Source organism: Bradyrhizobium sp. USDA 4341 (genome assembly GCF_054063755.1).
Genome location: NZ_JBSSGO010000002.1, coordinates 6,035,480 through 6,053,414, shown reverse-complemented (window position 1 = coordinate 6,053,414; position 17,935 = coordinate 6,035,480). Strand labels below are relative to the sequence as shown.

Here is a 17,935-nt window from a genome sequence, read left to right as displayed (position 1 = left end):
AACGTCTTCGAGCGAACTGGGCAACGGAAGAGGCTCTCGCGCGCTCTGGATCCTCGCCGTGCTGCTCAGCCACTGGCGGCGGCATCCGATGCAGCTCGCAACCCTGCTGATCGGGCTAATCTCGGCGACAGCCCTGTGGAGCGGTGTGCAGGCGCTGAACCAGCAGGCCCGCATCGCCTATGATCGCGCCGCCGCAACCTTCGGCGGCTCGCGCACCGCCATGCTGGTGAGCCGCGACAGCGCGACCTTCCCGCAAACACTGTTCATCGATCTGCGGCGCGCCGGCTGGCCGGTGTCACCGACGCTGGAGGGCCGGGTCCAGATCGACGGGCGCAGCCTCCGCCTGCTCGGTGTCGAGCCGGTGACGCTGCCGTCCGAGGTCGGCAACGCGCCGGCGGTCGGACGCGGCAGCCTGCAATCCTTCGTCACGCCGCCAGGCGAAATGCTGGTGGCGGGCGAGACGCTGCGCGATCTCGGCCTCAAGGAGGGCGAACGGCCGCAGGCCAACGGCACGAGTTTGCCGCCGCTGCGCGTGCAGGCGGAGCTCGCGCCCGGCGCGCTCGTCGTCGATATCGGCATCGCGCAGGACATCCTGAAGATGCCCGGCCAGGTGTCGCGCCTGCTGGTCGGCAAATCGAAAACGCCGCGCGCGACGCTTGAAAGCGTGGCAGGCAAAAAGCTTCGGCTGGTGGAGCCGAGCGCCGAGAGCGACCTCGAACGGCTGACCGACAGTTTCCATCTCAACCTCACCGCATTCGGCCTGCTGTCGTTCTTCGTCGGCCTGTTCATCGTCAACTCCGCGATCGGCCTCGCCTTCGAGCAGCGGCTGCCGATGCTGCGCACCTTGCGCGCCTGCGGCGTCTCGGCGCGGCTGCTCAACACCGTGCTGGTGATCGAGCTGGTGTCGCTGGCGCTGGTCGCCGGCCTGATTGGCCTCGTCTGCGGCTACTTCATCGCGGCAGCCTTGCTGCCCGATGTCGCGGCCTCGCTGCGCGGGCTCTATGGCGCGCAGATCCCCGGACAGCTTTCGCTCAAGCCCGTCTGGTGGTTCGCCGGCATCGCCATCAGCATCCTGGGCGCGCTCGCCGCCGCCGCTGCGAGCCTTGCCAAGGCGATCCGGATGCCCGTGCTGGCGACGGCGCAGCCGCAGGCCTGGCAGCAGGCGCAACGGCGCTGGCTCATGTTCCAGAGTGCCGCGGCGCTCGCGGTGTTTGCGGTCGCAGCGGCTCTGATTCAGTTCGGCGATTCCCTGATCGCGGGCTTTGCCGTGCTGGCCGCGCTGATGCTCGGCGCGGCATTGATCCTGCCGATGGTGCTGCAAATCGCGCTCGCATTCGGCCAGCGCAGCGCACGGGCGCCGGTCGGCATCTGGTTCTGGGCCGACAGCCGCCAGCAGCTCTCGGGCCTGTCGCTGGCGCTGATGGCGCTGTTGCTCGCGCTCGCGGTCAATGTCGGCGTCAGCACCATGGTGGAAAGCTTTAGCCGCACCTTCCTGGTCTGGCTCGACGGCCGCCTCGCCGCCGACGTCTACATCAGCGCCGCCAGCGATCAGCAGGCAAAAGAGATCAAGGCGTGGCTGCGCGATCGGCCGGAAGTTCAGGCCATCCTGCCCGGCGGCCGCGCCGATACGCAATTCGGCGGCGCACCGATCGAGGTGCTCGGCCTGCCCGACCACGTCACCTATCGCGACAACTGGCCGTTGCTGGAGAGCACGGCGAATGCCTGGGTGCGCTTGCGTCCCGGCGACACTTGTCTGGTCAGCGAGCAGCTATCGCGGCGGATGAAGCTTGCGATTGGCGATCATATCGAGGTGCCTGCCCCGGGCGGCAACTGGCCGCTCGAGATCGTCGGCATCTATGCCGATTACGGCAACCCCAAGGGCCAGATCGCGGTCAACTTCGCCGCGCTGACCCGGCGCTTTCCGCTGACGCCGCAGACCCGGATCGGGCTCCGCGTCGCGCCCGATCACATCGCGCCGCTGATCGTGGCATTGCAGGAGAAGTTCGGCCTCGACGACCGCAACGTCGCCGACCAGGCGACGATGAAGCGGGAATCCAAACGGGTGTTCAACCGCACCTTCTCGGTGACGGCGGCGCTCAACGCCTTCACGCTCGGCGTCGCCGGCATCGCGCTCCTGACCAGCCTGCTGACCTTGGCCAATTCGCGGCTGCCGCAGCTGGCGCCGCTGTGGGCGATCGGCCTGACGCGGCGGCGGCTCGCGGCGCTCGAACTGTTGAAGACCATGGCGGTCGCGCTGATCACCGCGCTGTTCGCACTGCCACTCGGCCTTCTGGTTGCCTGGTGCCTGCTTGCGATCGTCAATGTGAAAGCGTTCGGCTGGCGGCTGCCGTTCCACGTCTTCCCGTTGCAGCTGATCGAGCTGCTCGCGGTGGCGCTCGCCGCCGCCTTCTGTGCGGCGGCGCTGCCGGTCGCTAGACTGGCGCGCATGCAGCCCGCCAGCCTGATCAGGATCTTCGTCAATGAGCGCTGAGACGCGATGAGGGCAATCAGCGACCGCAAAGAAACTCTGTTCCCTCTCCCGCTTGCGGGGGAGGGTCAGGGTGGGGGTATCTCCGCGAGTCGCATTGCGGAAAGAGCCCCCACCCGTATCGCATCTTCGATGCGATACGACCTCCCCCGCAAGCGGGAGAGGTGACATGAGGTTGCGGATGCATCCGATCACGCCAAATACACTTACCGCTAGTGGCACGATCACGCGGCGCGCGTTTGCCGGCGGCGCACTGGCGCTCGCGCTCGGCGGCAAGAGCCTTGCGCAGGGCTTTGCCGGACTCGGCGAGAATGCCGAAGGTTTTGCCGCCGTCACGCCGGGCAAGCAATTCGTTTTCCCAATCGATCACGGCCCACATCCGGAGTTCCGGATCGAATGGTGGTACGTCACCGCGAACCTGTCCGACACGAGCGGCGCGGCCTATGGCGCGCAATGGACGTTGTTCCGTCAGGCGATGAAGCCGGGCGGTCCCAGCGAGGGCTGGGCCAACCAGCAGGTCTGGATGGGCCACGCCGCCGTAACCAGCGCCACCACGCATCGTTTCAGCGAGACCTTTGCGCGCGGCGGCGTTGGTCAAGCCGGTGTCGAGGCCACGCCGTTCCGTACCTGGATCGACGCCTGGGAGATGCGCGGGATCGACCCGTTCGATGCGCAGCGCGTCGCGCCGCTCGAGCTGAAGGCTTCGGCTGCTGACTTCAGCACCGCGCTCCGCCTCGACGCCAATCGCCCGCTGGTGCTGCAAGGCGACCATGGCTACAGCCGCAAGTCGGATCGCGGACAGGCCTCCTATTATTACAGCCAGCCGTTCTACCGGGCGTCCGGCCGCATCGTGATCGACGACAGACCGGTCGACGTCACGGGCATGGCCTGGATGGATCGCGAATGGAGCAGCCAGCCATTGGCGGCGGACCAGACCGGCTGGGACTGGTTCTCGCTACATCTGCCCGGCGACGAGAAGCTGATGCTGTACCGGCTGCGCCAGAAGGATGGCCGCGAGAACCTGTTCGGCAACTGGTTCACGCCGGACGGCCGCTCGGCCGAGATCGCTGGCCCCGGCAATAGCATCACGCCGGTTGCGACCACCGAGATCGACGGCCGCAAGCTGCCGACGTCATGGCGCGTCGCCCTTCCGGCACGCGGCCTTGCCATCGAGACCACGCCGGTCAATCCGAAGGCCTGGATGGGGACCAGCTTCCCCTATTGGGAAGGCCCGATCCGCTTTGCGGGCAGCCACGCGGGAATCGGCTATCTTGAGATGACCGGGTACTGAAACGCCGACAGAAGATCGGCGCGCCCAAAATCGTCCAGCCTGTCACACCGGTCGCGGCCGCCCCGTCATGACATCGGGGCCAATGAAACAAGAGGACACGCCCGACATGTACCACTACACGGCCATCGTCACCTCCCTTGCCGTCGCGTTCTATTTCTTCACTTCGACACAGGTCGCGCGCGCCCGAGCCGCCTATGGCGTCAAGCTGCCGGCGATCTCGGGCCATCCGGATTTCGAGCGCATCTTCCGCATCCAGATGAACACGCTGGAGTGGATGCCGATCTTCCTGCCGTCGCTGTGGCTGTTTGCGATCTATGTCGGCGATGCCGCGGCGGCCGCGATCGGCGCGCTCTGGGTGATCGGCCGCATCGTCTACTTCATCGGCTATCGCGAGGCGGTGGCGAAGCGCAGCCGAGGTTTTGCCATTCAGGCCGCCGCGTGCATCATCCTGTGGATCGGCGCGCTCGGCGGCGCGGTGTGGCGGCTGGTGCATTGAAGGCGCGATCGCGCCACATACTCCGCTGTCGTCCCGGGCTTGACCCGGGACCCATAACCACGGCGTCGAGTTTTGCGATGGCTGGGGCCCCAGCCTGATCTCACAACAAACTTCGGTGGTTATGGGTCCCTGCTCCAGTGCGCAATTGCGCACAAGGCAGGGACGACGGTGATGTTGTGTCGCGAGCTGTGTGATACGTCAGCCACGCGTCACTTGGTCAGCGGGCAGCCGCTGTCCTTGGCGGTGAAGAACGCCTTGTCGCCCGGCACCACGGCGAGCTGCTTGTAATAGTCCCACGGCTTCTTCGATTCCGATGGCTTCTTGACCTCGAACAGATAGAGGTCGTGGACCATGCGGCCGTTGGCGAGCACCTTGCCCTTGGCAAAGGCGTCGTCGACCGGCAGCTCCTTCAGCTTCGCGGCGACCGCTTCGCTGTCCTTGGTGCCGGCGGCCTTCACCGCCTTCAAATAGCTCAGCGTCGCCGAATAGGTGCCGGCATGGATCATGCTCGGCATGTGGCCGGTGCGCTTGATGAAGCGCTCGCTGAAAGCGCGCGAGGCGTCGTCGTGATCCCAGTAGAACCCTTCGGTGAGGACAAGACCCTGGGCTGCCTCCAACCCAAGACCGTGCACCTCCGACAGCGTCATCAGCAGGCCGGCGAGTTTCTGGCCGCCCCTGACGATGCCGAACTCGGCTGCCTGCTTGATCGAGTTGGTGGTGTCGAGCCCGGCATTGGCAAGCCCGATGATCTTGGCCTTCGAGCTCTGCGCCTGCAGCAGGAAGGACGAGAAGTCCGACGAGTTGAGCGGCACGCGGACCGAGCCGACCACCCTGCCGCCCTTCGAGGCGACGATGTCGCTGGTGTCCTTTTCCAGCGCGTAGCCGAAGGCGTAGTCGGCGGTCAGAAAGAACCACGTGTCGCCGCCCGCTTCCGTCAGCGCCCCGCCGGTACCGACCGCCAGCGCGCGCGTGTCGTAGGCCCAGTGGAAGCTGTAGGGCGTGCAGGCATCGCCTGAAATGCGCGAGGTCGCGGCGCCGACCACGATGTCGATCTTCTTCTTTTCCTTGGACAGCTCCTGCACCGCGAGCGCGACCGACGAAGTGGTGAGCTCGGTGATCATGTCGACGTTCTCGACCTCGTACCAGCGCCGCGCAATCGCGGTCGCGAGGTCCGGCTTGTTCTGATGGTCGGCGGTGACGATCTCGATCTTCTGGCCCAGCACCTCGCCGCCGAAATCCTCGACCGCCATCCGCGCCGCCTCGAGCGAATACTTTCCGCCGTAGTCGGCGTAGACGCCGGACTGATCGTTCAGGATGCCGATCTTGACACCTTGTGCCGACGCCGGCGCCGCAAGCATCAGGCTGCAAGCCGCGACCGCAGCCAAAAATCCCGACTTCATTTTTGTGCTCTCCCAGTAACTTCTATCAGGAAAAATCGGCGCGACATTATTTTATAACCCCGCGCCTGCCCATCTCTTTCCGCTCAGCCGTTAGTATGGGCTTGCCGACGCAAGTCCGCACAAGATCTGCTCCGTCACCCTGAGGTGCGAGCCTTGCGGCGCAATTGCGCCGCTGGGCGAGCCTCGAAGGCTCGACTGCCCGGCTGGTGGCCGTGCATCCTTCGAGACGCCTGCTTCGCAGGGTCCTCAGGATGACGGGGAAGCACTCGCTGCTGCGGAATGCCGCCCGCTACCCCGCCACGTTCGCTGCGGGTTCCTTCGGCTTGCCCTCGTTCTTTCCTTCCGCGAGGTTGCGCACCACCATGTAGAAGATCGGCGTGAAGACGAGGCCGAACAGGGTGACGCCGAGCATGCCGAAGAACACCGCGACGCCGACCGCCTGGCGCATCTCCGAGCCCGAGCCGGTCGACAGCACCAGCGGCAGCACGCCGAGGATGAAGGCGAACGACGTCATCAGGATCGGCCGCAGGCGAAGCCGGCAGGCTTCGATGACCGCCTCCAGCCGTGGCCTGCCCTCGAGCTCGATATCGCGCGCAAACTCGACGATAAGGATCGCGTTCTTGGCGGCGAGGCCCACCAGCACCACGAAGCCGATCTGGGTCAGGATGTTGACGTCCTGGCCCATGATGCGCACGCCGATGGTGGCCGCGAACAGGCACATCGGCACGATCAGGATCACCGCGAACGGCAGTGTCCAGCTGCCATATTGCGCGGCCAGCACCAGATAGACGAACAGCACGCAGATCGGGAACACGTAGAGGCCCGCATTGGCGCCGTTGACCTGCTGGTAGGACAAATCAGTCCATTCGAACGAGAAGCCGCTCGGCAGGGTTTCGTCGGCGAGCTTCTTGATGGTGTTGAGCGCCGTCGTCGAGCTGACGCCCGGTGCCGGTTCACCCTGCAGTTCGGACGCCGAGTAAAGATTGTAGCGCGCGACACGGTCGGGGCCCGAGATGTCCTTGAAGTCCACGACGCTGCCGAGCATCACCATGTCGCCGGCGGCGTTGCGGGTGCGCAGCCGCGACAGATCGGTGGTCTCCTTGCGGAACGGCAGGTCGGCCTGCGCCGTGACGTGGTAGGTGCGCCCGAACAGGTTGAAGTCGTTGACATAGGTCGAGCCGAAATAGGTCTCGATCGTGTCGGTGATGTTGGCGATAGGAACGCCGAGCTTCTGCGCCTTGACGCGATCGATATCGACGAACAGCTGCGGGGTGTTCGCAGAGTACGGCGAGAACACCGATGTGAGGCTCGGCGACTTGCGCGCGGCCAACACCAGTTCGTCGGTCGCGGACGCCAGCAGTTCGGGCCCGCGTCCCTGTCGATCCTGGACGCGGATGGTGAAACCACCGCCGGTGCCGATACCGGGCACGGCCGGCGGCGGAATGACGATGATGAAGGCGCCCTGGATCACCGACAGGCGCTTGCGCAGGTCGGCCGTGATCGCGGTCGCCGTCAGTCCCTTCTTCAGGCGCGCCTCCGGCTCATCGAACACCGGAAACAGCGCCGCGGCATTGCCCGCCTGCGTACGCGTCGCGCCGGAGAAGCCGGCGAAGGCCGCGACGCGAACGATACCGGGCGTATCCAGCGCGATCCGCTCGATTTCGCGCACGACAGCCGTGGTCCGCGCCAGCGATGCGGCGCCCGGCAGCTGTGCCGAGATGATGACGTAGCCGCGGTCCTGCGCCGGGATGAAGCCCTGCGAGGTGGTCGCGAGCAGCCAGCCGGCGCTGCCGATCAACACGAGGTAGATCGCGACCATCACCACCGTGTGCCGGATCACGAAGTCGGCGACCGCCGCATAGCCATGCGCCAGCCGGTCGAACACCCGGTTGAACAGCGCGGTGAAGCTGTCCCAGCCGCGCGCGATGATGTTCCAGCGCGCCGGCGGGCGTTTCTCCTCGTGCGGGACCAGGATCTGCGAGGCCAGCGCCGGCGACAGCGTCAGCGAGCAGAAGCAGGAGATCGCGGTCGCGACCGCGATGGTCACGGCGAATTGCTGGAAGAACTGTCCGGAGATGCCGCCGAGGAAGGCGGTCGGCACGAACACCGCGCACAGCACCAGCGCGATCGAGACCAGCGCGCCTCCGACCTCCTCCATGGTCTTGAGCGCCGCCTCGCGCCGGCTCATGCCGTGCTCGAGATGCCGCTCGACATTCTCGACCACCACGATGGCGTCGTCGACCACGATGCCGACCGCGAGAACCAGGCCGAACAAGGTCAGATTGTTGATCGAGAAGCCGAGCGCGGCCATCACCGCGAAGGTGCCGACCAGCGACACCGGGATCGCGATGATCGGGATGATCGCAGGCCGCCAGCCCTGCAGGAACACCAGCACCACGATGACGACGAGCGCCATCGCCTCGTAGATCGTCTTGATCAGCTCATGAACCGATTGGGCGATGAATTCGGTCGGGTTGTAGCCGATGTTGTAGTCGAGCCCCTTCGGGAAACTCGCCTTCATGTGCTCCATCGTGTCGGAGATGCTCTTGGCGGTGGCGAGCGCGTTCGATCCCGGCCGCTGCGTCACTAGCAGCGCGACGGCCGATTTGCGCAGCAGGAAGCTGTTGGTGGCGTAGGACAGCGCACCGAGCTCGACGCGGGCAACGTCGCGCAGGCGCACGGTGCGGCCATCTGAGCCGGCCTTCACCACGATGTCCTCGAACTGCCTGATGTCCTTGAGGCGGCCGGTGAAGACGAGGTTCGGCTGGAAGGCGCGATCGGCGATCGGCGGCTCGGCGATCTGGCCGCCCGCGATCTGCAGGTTCTGCGCCCGGATCGCCGCCAGCACCTCGCCCGAGGTCAGGCCGAGATTGGCGATCCGGTCGGGATCGAGCCACAGCCGCATCGAGTAGTCGCGCGCGCCGAACATCTGGATGTCGCCGACGCCGTCGAGCCGCAACAGCTGGTCACGGACCTGCAGCAGCGCGTAGTTGGAGATGTAGAGCTGGTCGAACGTGTCGTCGGGCGACAGCATGAACACGACCATCAGGATGTCGGGCGAGTTCTTGCGGGTGACGACGCCGTTGCGCTGGACTTCTTCAGGCAGCCGCGGCTGCGCGATCGCGACGCGGTTCTGCACCAGCACCTGGGCCTTGTCGAGGTCGGTGCCGAGCTTGAAGGTCGCGGTGATGGTGAGCTGGCCGTTCGAGGTCGCCTGGCTGTAGAGATACAGCATGTCCTCGACGCCGTTGATCTCCTGCTCGATCGGAGCGGCGACGGTGTCGGACACGGTCTGCGCCGAGGCGCCCGGGTACTGCGTGGTCACCGTGACGGTCGGCGGCACCACTTGCGGATATTCCGAGACCGGCAGCGTCGGATAGGCGATCGCGCCGACGATCAGCAGCACGATCGACAGCACCATCGCGAGGATGGGCTGGTTGATGGAGAGCCTGCCGAGATTCATGGCTTGGCACCTGCCGCGGGCTTGTCTCCAGCTGGAGGCTTGTCTCCTGCCGGAGCTTGGGCCATTTTCGGCGTCACCTTGGCGCCGACGCGGGCGCGTTGCAGCCCGTCGACGATCACATGGTCCTCCGGCTTGAGGCCGTCGCGGATCACGCGCAGCCCCTCATCCAGCGGTCCGAGCGTGACCGTTCGTGCTTCCACCGTGTTGTCGTCCTTGACCACGAACACGATCTTGCGCGACTGGTCGGTGGCGATGGCGGTATCCGGGATCAGCAGCGCCTCATAGGGCGAGGAGCCGATCAGGCGGACGCGGCCGAACTGGCCGGGCAGGATCGAGAGGTCCTTGTTCGGGATCACCGCGCGGCTGCGCAGCGTTGCGGTGGAGACGTCGAGGCGGTTGTCGAGGAAGTCCATCTTGCCCTCATGCGAGGGCTTGGTCTCGCCGGTCAGGGTCACCTGCACCGGGTTCGCCGTATCGCGCGAGCTCGGCCGCCGGCCTTCGAACCACAGCTTGCTGTTGCGCTGATAGGTCGCCTCATCGACGTCGAAATAGATGTAGATCGGATCGAGCGACACGATCGAGGTCAGGAGCGTCGCTCCGCTCTCGCTGCCCTGCACCAGATTGCCGGGGGTCACCAGATGCCGGCTGACGCGGCCGGCGATCGGCGCCAGCACATGGCTGAATTCGACGTTGAGCTGCGCGGCCTTCAGCGTGCCCTCGGCCTGCGTTTCAGCGGCGCGCGCCGCCTGCAACGCCTGGCGGCGCTGGTCGACGACCTGCTCCGAGACCGCGCTGGTCTGCACCAGATTGAGCCCGCGCTCGAGATCGCGCTTGGCAAGCTCCCCCTTGGCGCGCGCGTCGGCGAGTTGGCCTTCGGCCTGCAGCACGACCGCCTCGAACGGCCGCGGATCGATGGTGTAAAGCAGATCGCCGGCGTGGACGATCGCACCATCCTTGAACTCGACACTGTTGACGAAGCCGCCGACGCGGGCGCGGACCTGAACCTCCTCGATCGCCTCGAAGCGGCCGGTGAATTCGTCCCAGTCGGTGACGGTGCGCTTGACCGGCTGCGCGACGGTCACGGGCGGCGCCGGAGGGGCGGCCTGCGATTGCGCGCTCTTGTCGCCGCAGCCGCCGAGCGCCAGCGCGGCCAACAGCCCGATCGGCGCGAGGCCGCGCCAGCACGCCCTGACGAATCCCTGGCGGCGAAGCGAATGACGCTCGACGCCGGTCACCGGAGCCGGACGCTCCGTTCTGTCAATCGAACTCAATTCGCTCTCCCCCAAAGACTACGAAGCACGCCGACCAAATCAGGGCTACGAAAGTCGCAATTGAAACTTGCGGTGATTCAACACGGACGGACCACCGCAATGCCGCGGCAGCGGACGTCACAGATGTAGCCGCACCACAGTCTGTTCAAGATGGCCGCCGGATCAAGCAAATAGTTTCGTAGTCTGAAAGCCTTACGACACGCCCGCGAAGCCGGGACGACGAAAAGGGGCAGTTTGGCTGGCCTATCGAGGGCGCAGGGTCACAGACAGATCGTCTCGAATCAATCACAACGCGAGTTCGTTTCACAGATTCGTCACACCGCCCCCGATTCTACTTTTGGCACAGGAATCTTTCGTCACGGCCAGCCAGGTTCCCATACTCTACCTCCCGCTGCACGGCGGAATCGTCGTTAACGGCGCGGTTGTCATCCGGACACACATTGACACCCGGTAGTATCGCCAATACGGTCATCGTTGCCAAAGCATGAATATTCTTGGCCGGCCGCATTTTTCTCGAACATTGATAGTGTTTTGTCGCGGCGCGAGTGTGTGAAAGCGACTACGTAAATGGCACGCGCATTTGAACTCGCTGATGCCACGGCTCCGCGAACATCGCGGCCTTCTCGAACTGCAGGCGGCTTGGCGCGATCGCGCGTCGCGGGTAGTCAACTTAAACGTGTGAACGGCTTCACACGTCATCGTCCCCAACAATTGTAAACATTGATCGGCTTCCACGCCGGTCGCAGGAGTGCGCATGTCGACCATACCCGCTTATACAATCGGTGGTTTAACGCGCCCCGAACTTCAGCTCGATTCGACCGGTCATATCGTCCTCGATGCGGCCGCCCAAGCGTTCGCCGACACGTATGGTCTGCAATATCTCTACCTCGGCTGCCCTCCCGGCACGCTCTGGCCGCCGGTCACCGACTCGCTGTCGGCGCCGGTCGATGCCAATTCGGGGAGTAACACGGTCATTGAGGGCGCCGCGGCCAACACGCTTGCCAACATCACCGCGCAGGCCACCAGCACCAGCGGCAATGCCGTCACCTATTCGTTGACCGGCGACACCTCCAGCGGCGGGTTCAAGATCGATCCGAACACCGGCGTGGTGTCGGTCGCGGACCCCACCAAAATCAACTACGTGACCAGCTCCGGTCATGCCTACACCATCACCGTTCAGGCGAGCGACGGCATCGCGACGAGCGCGCAGAGCTTCACCATCGCAGTCACCGATGTTGCGCCGTCCACACCGGTCGACAGCAATGCGGCAGCCAACAAGGTGGCGGAAGGCGCCGCGGCCGGCACGGCTGTGGGCATCACCGCGACATCGACCGACATGAATCCCGTGACCTACAGCCTGACTGGCGATAGTTCGGGCGGAGGCTTCACCATCAATGCGACGACAGGTGTCATCACCGTCGCCGATCCCAGCAAGATCAACTACGTCACCGCGCCGGGTCACGCCTATACCGTCACCGCGACCGCGAGCGACGGCACCCTGAGCAACTCGCAGAGCTTCACGATCGATGTGACCTTGGGTGCGGCAACTCACTTTGCCGTGAGCATTCCGGCCAACGGCGCAGCGGGAACGCCAGGCACGGTCACCGTCACCGCGCTCGATGCCTTGAACCATGTCGTCACCAACTACACGGGCACGGTTCACTTCACGTCAACCGACGGCCACGCCGCGCTGCCGGCCGACGTGACGTTGACCAACGGCACCGGCAGCTTCAGCGAGACCCTCGACACCGCCGGCAGCCAGACCATCACCGCGACCGACACGGTCAACAGTGCCGTCAAGGGCACATCGAATTCCGAGATCGTGACACCGGGCCTTGCCACGCATTTTTCGGTCAGTCTCCCCGCCAACGGCACGGCGGGGACACCGGGCTCGGTCATCGTCACGGCGCTTGATGCCTTCAACAATGTCGCGACCGGTTATTCGGGGATCGTCCACTTCACGTCGAGCGACGGCAGCGCCGTGCTGCCGGCCGACATGACGTTGACCAACGGCACCGGCAGCTTCAACGAGACATTCAAGACCGCCGGCAGCCAGACCGTCACCGCGACCGACACGGTCAGCGCCATCAACGGCACGTCGAGCGCCGAGACAGTGGCGGGCGGCGCCGCCACGCATCTTGTGGTCAGCATTCCGGCGAGCGGAGCCGCGGGGACACCAGGTTCGGTCATCGTTACCGCGCTCGATGCCTTCGGCAACGTCGCCACCGGCTATTCGGGCACCGTGCACTTCACATCGAGCGATGGCCACGCCGTGCTGCCCGCCGACGTGACGCTGACCAACGGCACCGGCAGCTTCAGCGAGACATTCGAGTCGGTCGGCAGCCAGACCATCATCGCAACCGACACGGTCAGCCCCGGCATCACCGGCACCTCGAATGCCGAGACCGTGACGGCGGGTCCCGTCACACACTTCGCGATCAGCATTCCGGGCAGCAGCACTGCGGGAGTCGCAGGTTCAGGCACCGTGACCGCGCTCGACGCCTTCGGCAACGTCGTCACCAGCTACGCAGGAACCGTGCACTTCACGTCGACCGACAGCCATGCCGTTCTGCCGGCCAACATGACGTTGACCAACGGCACCACCACGTTCAGCGAGACGCTCGACTCCGCCGGAAGCCAGACCATCACCGCGACCGACACGGTGGCGAGCGCGATCAACGGCACCTCGAATGTCGAAACCGTGACGGCGGCCGCCGTCACGCACTTTGCGGTCAGCATCCCGGGCAGCGGCTCTGCCGGCACCGCAGGCTCAGGCACTGTGAGCGCGCTCGATGCCTTCGGCAACGTCGTCACCGGCTACACCGGAACCGTGCACTTCACATCGACCGACGGCAGCGCCGTGCTGCCGGCCGACATGACGCTGACCAATGGCACCGGAACCTTCAACGAGACCTTCGATACCTCCGGCAGCCAGACCATTACCGCGACCGACACGGTCAGCGCCATCACCGGCACGTCGAATGCCGAAAACGTAGCGCCCGGCCCCGCCACGCATTTCGTGGTGAGCATCCCGGCCAACGGCCGGGCGGACATCGCGGGTTCGGTCACGGTCACGGCGCTCGACGCCCATGGCAACATCGCCACCGGCTACACCGGCACCGTGCACTTCACGTCGAGCGACCCGACCGCCGTGCTGCCCTCTGACACGACGCTGACCGGCGGCATCGGCACCTTCACCGAGAAGTTCGAGACCGCCGGAAGCCAGACCATCACCGCGACCGACACGGCCAGCGCCGGCGTCACCGGCACGTCAAACGCCGAGACCGTGGCTCCTCCGGACGCACCGCCCGTCGTGACCGGCGGCCATACCCTGAACTACATCGAGGGGCAGGCCGCCACCGCGTTCGACCCGGCGCTGACGGTCACCGACGCCGACAACGCAACGCTCGATCACGTGACGGTGCAGGTCACCGGCAACTACTTCAACGGCCAGGATATCCTCGGCTTCGTCAACACCGCGCACGTCATCGGCGCATGGGACGCCTTGCACGGTGAGTTGACCCTGACCGGCACCGCCGGCTCCACGGTCACCGACTTCCAGACCGCGCTGGATTCGATCACTTACTTCAACACCAGCAACAACCCGTCCGGTCTGGCCCGCACGGTGACCATCACCGCCAATGACGGCACGCTCGACGGCACGCCTGCGACCGACACCATCGACGTCACGCCGGTCAACAACCCGCCGGTGGTGACAATCGGCGCCATTACCAACTTCAGCGAGCCGCCGGTCGGCACGCCGCCGGCGAATTCGATCCCGGTCACGATCGCCCCGAACCTCACGATCACCGACGTCGACAGCGCCAACCTGATCAGCGCGACTTTCGAGCTGAGCGACCTCAAGCCGTCGGACGCGCTGTCGATCGCGGGTCACGCCGGCACCAGCGGTGATATCGGCAATATCCACTTCGCGATCTCCAGCACGGCCACCACCGAAACCGTCACCCTGACCGGGACCGACACGATCGCGCATTACAACGCGGTGCTTGATGCCGTCCAGTTCAACAACACCGGTGAGCCTCCCGACACCACGGCGCGCTCCTATACCGTGACCGCCGTCGACGACGGCGGTACCGCGAACGGCGGCAACGACACGGGATCGGCATCCGCAACCCAGACCGTCACCGCGATCGACGATCCGCCGACCGCGACGGTGCCTTCGGATTCATCGGTCGGGACGGCCTTTTCGCACACCAACCTCGCGATATCGGGGCTTTCGGTCGCCGACATCGATTCCGCAGGCGGTAACGAAACCGCAACGATCACTTCGAACCACGGCGCGCTGTCTTTCGACCCCACCGGACTTGCCAGTTTCACCAACAACGGCAGCCATACCGTCACGCTGACAGGAACGATCGCGCAGCTCAACACCGCGCTGGCGACGCTGACCTACAACAGCGACGACGGCTTCACCGGCAGCGACACGATTTCCCTGAACATCAACGACAACAACCATACCGGCACCGGCGGGCCGCTCTCATCGGGCGCGCAGAGCTTCCATGTCGGCGTCGTGCCGCAGGTGTTCTACATCGACAACTCGACGACAGGCACCAGCCTCAACCTCGGTACCCAGCACGATCCCTACACCTCGATCGCGGCCTTCAACGCGGCGAATCCGGCCGGCTCCGGCGACTATGTCGTGCTCGAGCACGGCACCGGCACCTACAGCGAAGCCAACGGCATCAACCTCGCCAGCGGCGTCAATCTGATCGGCGGCAGCCATACCCTGACGTTCACCAATCCGGTGACCAACGCCACGGTGACCGCCAATGTCGGCTCCGGCACCGATCCGGTCATCCATGTCACCGGTGCCGACAACGGCATCGACCTGCTCGGCACGTCGGGCCACACCATCACCGGCGTCAGCATCGACACCTCGGCCTCGACCGGCATCGGCATCAGCGACGACGGCAACAATGTCGGCACCGTCACGATGTCCGACATCACGGTCAAGACGGCCAGCGGTGCCGGCTTGAGCTTCACCCATGGCGGCACCATCACCGTCACAGGCAGCAACAACACCATCACGTCGACGACTGGCACCGCCCTCGATGTCGAGCACACCAACATCGGCGCCGGCAATCTCACCTTCAAGAGCATTTCGGCGACAGGCTCGTCGGGCAATGCCGGCATCATCCTCGACACGACGGGAACGGCCGGCGGGCTCACGGTCACCGGAACCGGCTCCGCGGGATCCGGTGGCACGATCAACAACAAGACCGGCGGCGATATCCTGAGCGGCACCGACGCCGGCGGGCAAACCACATCGGGCGACGGCGGTACCGGCATTTTCCTGCACAACACCGCCAACGTGTCGCTGACTGACATGACGCTGCACGACTTCAGCAACTTCGCGATCTACGGCAATGGCGTCACCAATTTCACGCTCGCCAACAGCGCGATCAGCGGCACCAATGGCAACACCAATGCCGGCGACCGCGAGGAAAGCAGCATCCGGTTCGACAATTTGCTCGGCACCGCGTCGATCACGGGATCGAGCATTTCGGGCGGCTCCACCCAGAATGTCGATCTCTACAACACCAGCGGCACGCTGAACCGCCTGACCATGGACAGCGACACGTTCGGCCTGATCGGCTCGAGCGGCAACGACAACGTCCTCGGCCAAGTCTACAACTCCGCGACCGCCAACTATACGGTGACCAACAGCACGTTTGCCGGCACGCGGTCCGACTTCATCGCGTTCGCCGCCAACAACAATTCGTCGATGGACGCCGTGGTGCGGAGCAACACCTTCCACAACGGCCAAGCGATCGTTCCCGGCGGCGGCACGGCCGTCCATATCGCCAGCGGATCCGGTGGCCTCGTCTCCGCCGCGACCACCACGTTCGACATCTCGCACAACATCCTGACCGACGGCGGCACCAACGCCTTCGACACCGTTGGCATCTTCGTCTCGAAAGGCCAGGACAACGGCACCATGTCCGGCACCATCGCCAGCAACGATATCGGCCCGGCGAAGGTGGGATCCAACTCCGACGGCATCTTCGTCCGCGACGCCGGCGCCGGCAGCCTGACGACGCTGATCCAGAACAACACCATCACCGGCGTCGGCGACGCCGGCATCGCGCTGCAGAACAACGACGGCAGCTCGACCCTGAACGCCACGCTCTACGGCAACTCGGTGTCGTCTCCGACTTCCGCCAGTCCGTTCGCCGCGCTCGATGTCGAGAACGGCGCGACCGCGACCGATACCAGCACGACGAATGTCGTCATCGGCATGGGTGCCGGCGGCACCGGCAGCAAGAATACACTGAACCATAGCACGCTCTACGCCACCGACGTCGAGTTGAGCAATTTCGGCACCAGCACCCATCTGAACCTCTCGAAGAACGGTTCAACATCGGGGACCGCCGCAGGCGTGATCACCGACGACAACACCAGCACCACAGGTGGCATCACCGTCGACACCACGGGCGGCAACGGCACGACGACGCTGGTCAGCACGCTGCCGACGCTGCCCGCGGTGGTCGCACCATTGCTCGCCGAAGCAGGCGGCGTTCAGGCATCGACCCCGAGCACGGGCGAGATGCACCTGACGCAGGCCGAACTCGGTTCGGTGGTGTCGGCGGCGATCACCGAATGGGCGAGTGCGGGCGCCAACGCGACGCAGCTCGCCCTCCTGCATGCCGCGACCTTCAGCATCGCCGACCTCGCCGGCCTGATTGTCGGTCAGGAAGGCGCCTTGCATATCACGATCGATACCGATGCCGCCGGCCACGGCTGGTTCATCGACCCGACCCCGGCGGACAATTTCGAGTTCGCCCACGCCGTCAACGCCGCCGGCACCGATCTCCTGACCGATCCGTCGACGGCGGCTGCGGGTCATCTCGATCTGCTGACCACCGTGGTCCACGAACTGGGCCACGTGCTCGGCCTTCCCGACTCGATTTCGCCGTCGGACGCCAACAGCCTGATGTATATCGGCCTCGCCGACGGCGAGCGCCGGCTTCCCACTGCCGCGGACGTCGCCCAATCCAACGCGGCCCTGCAAAAGGCGATGCCGACGCAAGGCACCTCAACCTCGAACCAGCAAACCGCCACTTTGCAGACCTCCGGTACGCTCAAGGTGACCAGCGGCGACAGCTTCGACTTCTCGTCACTGATCCAGACGCAGTCGCAGACCAACACAAACCACGTGGATGTGGCCACGAACACCCAGACCTTGTCCGATCTGTTCAGCGGACAGTCCAGTGCCGCGACGCCATGGTGGGTCGGCCACGAGATGACCTACGCCGCCATGGGCGGCAACCCGACCGATCATCTCCAGACCCATCACGATCTGGTGGTTTGATCGAACGTCGCAACAGCCTGAGCAACGCCTGCCGGAACGATCCGGCAGGCGTTTCGATTCGGTCGGGTCGCATTCGCGGCGAGCGTCGTGGCGAAGCGCCACGTCATCGCAACGACATCTGTGCGTCACGCGTCCGAACAAAAAATCACAAAACTCGGACAATCGTTGAGGTTGCACTTGGCGCAAAACACGC

General features: G+C 65.3%; 7 protein-coding genes. 4 read left to right on the top strand and 3 right to left on the bottom strand.

Going from position 1 to position 17,935, the window contains the following annotated elements:
* Positions 1 to 88: 88 nt before the first annotated feature.
* The 3 genes from ACVIGB_RS34715 (at position 89) to ACVIGB_RS34705 (ending at position 4,275) form a co-directional block, all read left to right on the top strand.
* Positions 89 to 2,491, top strand: a complete 2,403-nt coding sequence (locus ACVIGB_RS34715; RefSeq protein WP_456725006.1) for an FtsX-like permease family protein — start codon at positions 89 to 91, stop codon at positions 2,489 to 2,491.
* A 166-nt stretch (positions 2,492 to 2,657) separates the two neighbouring features.
* Positions 2,658 to 3,779 carry a lipocalin-like domain-containing protein gene (locus ACVIGB_RS34710; RefSeq protein WP_456719277.1) on the top strand — a complete coding sequence of 374 codons (1,122 nt, stop codon included), beginning with the start codon at positions 2,658 to 2,660 and terminating at the stop codon, positions 3,777 to 3,779.
* A 106-nt stretch (positions 3,780 to 3,885) separates the two neighbouring features.
* Positions 3,886 to 4,275, top strand: a complete 390-nt coding sequence (locus ACVIGB_RS34705; RefSeq protein ID WP_092122467.1) for an MAPEG family protein — start codon at positions 3,886 to 3,888, stop codon at positions 4,273 to 4,275.
* A 209-nt stretch (positions 4,276 to 4,484) separates the two neighbouring features.
* On the opposite strand, the gene ACVIGB_RS34700 is transcribed toward ACVIGB_RS34705, so the two are convergent.
* From ACVIGB_RS34700 to ACVIGB_RS34690, 3 genes are all read right to left on the bottom strand, one after another.
* On the bottom strand, positions 4,485 to 5,675 hold the full coding sequence (locus ACVIGB_RS34700) for an ABC transporter substrate-binding protein (RefSeq protein WP_420967460.1): 1,191 nt from the start codon (positions 5,673 to 5,675) through the stop codon (positions 4,485 to 4,487).
* Between the two features lie 289 nt (positions 5,676 to 5,964).
* Complete coding sequence (locus ACVIGB_RS34695) at positions 5,965 to 9,138, bottom strand: efflux RND transporter permease subunit (RefSeq protein ID WP_456719278.1); 3,174 nt, start codon at positions 9,136 to 9,138, stop codon at positions 5,965 to 5,967.
* Positions 9,135 to 10,373 carry an efflux RND transporter periplasmic adaptor subunit gene (locus tag ACVIGB_RS34690; RefSeq protein WP_456725007.1) on the bottom strand — a complete coding sequence of 413 codons (1,239 nt, stop codon included), beginning with the start codon at positions 10,371 to 10,373 and terminating at the stop codon, positions 9,135 to 9,137. The genes ACVIGB_RS34695 and ACVIGB_RS34690 overlap by 4 nt, the downstream gene beginning before the upstream one ends.
* 790 nt (positions 10,374 to 11,163) lie before the next feature.
* Here ACVIGB_RS34690 and ACVIGB_RS34685 point away from each other — a divergent pair.
* Complete coding sequence (locus ACVIGB_RS34685) at positions 11,164 to 17,742, top strand: hypothetical protein (RefSeq protein WP_456719279.1); 6,579 nt, start codon at positions 11,164 to 11,166, stop codon at positions 17,740 to 17,742.
* Positions 17,743 to 17,935: the final 193 nt, after the last annotated feature.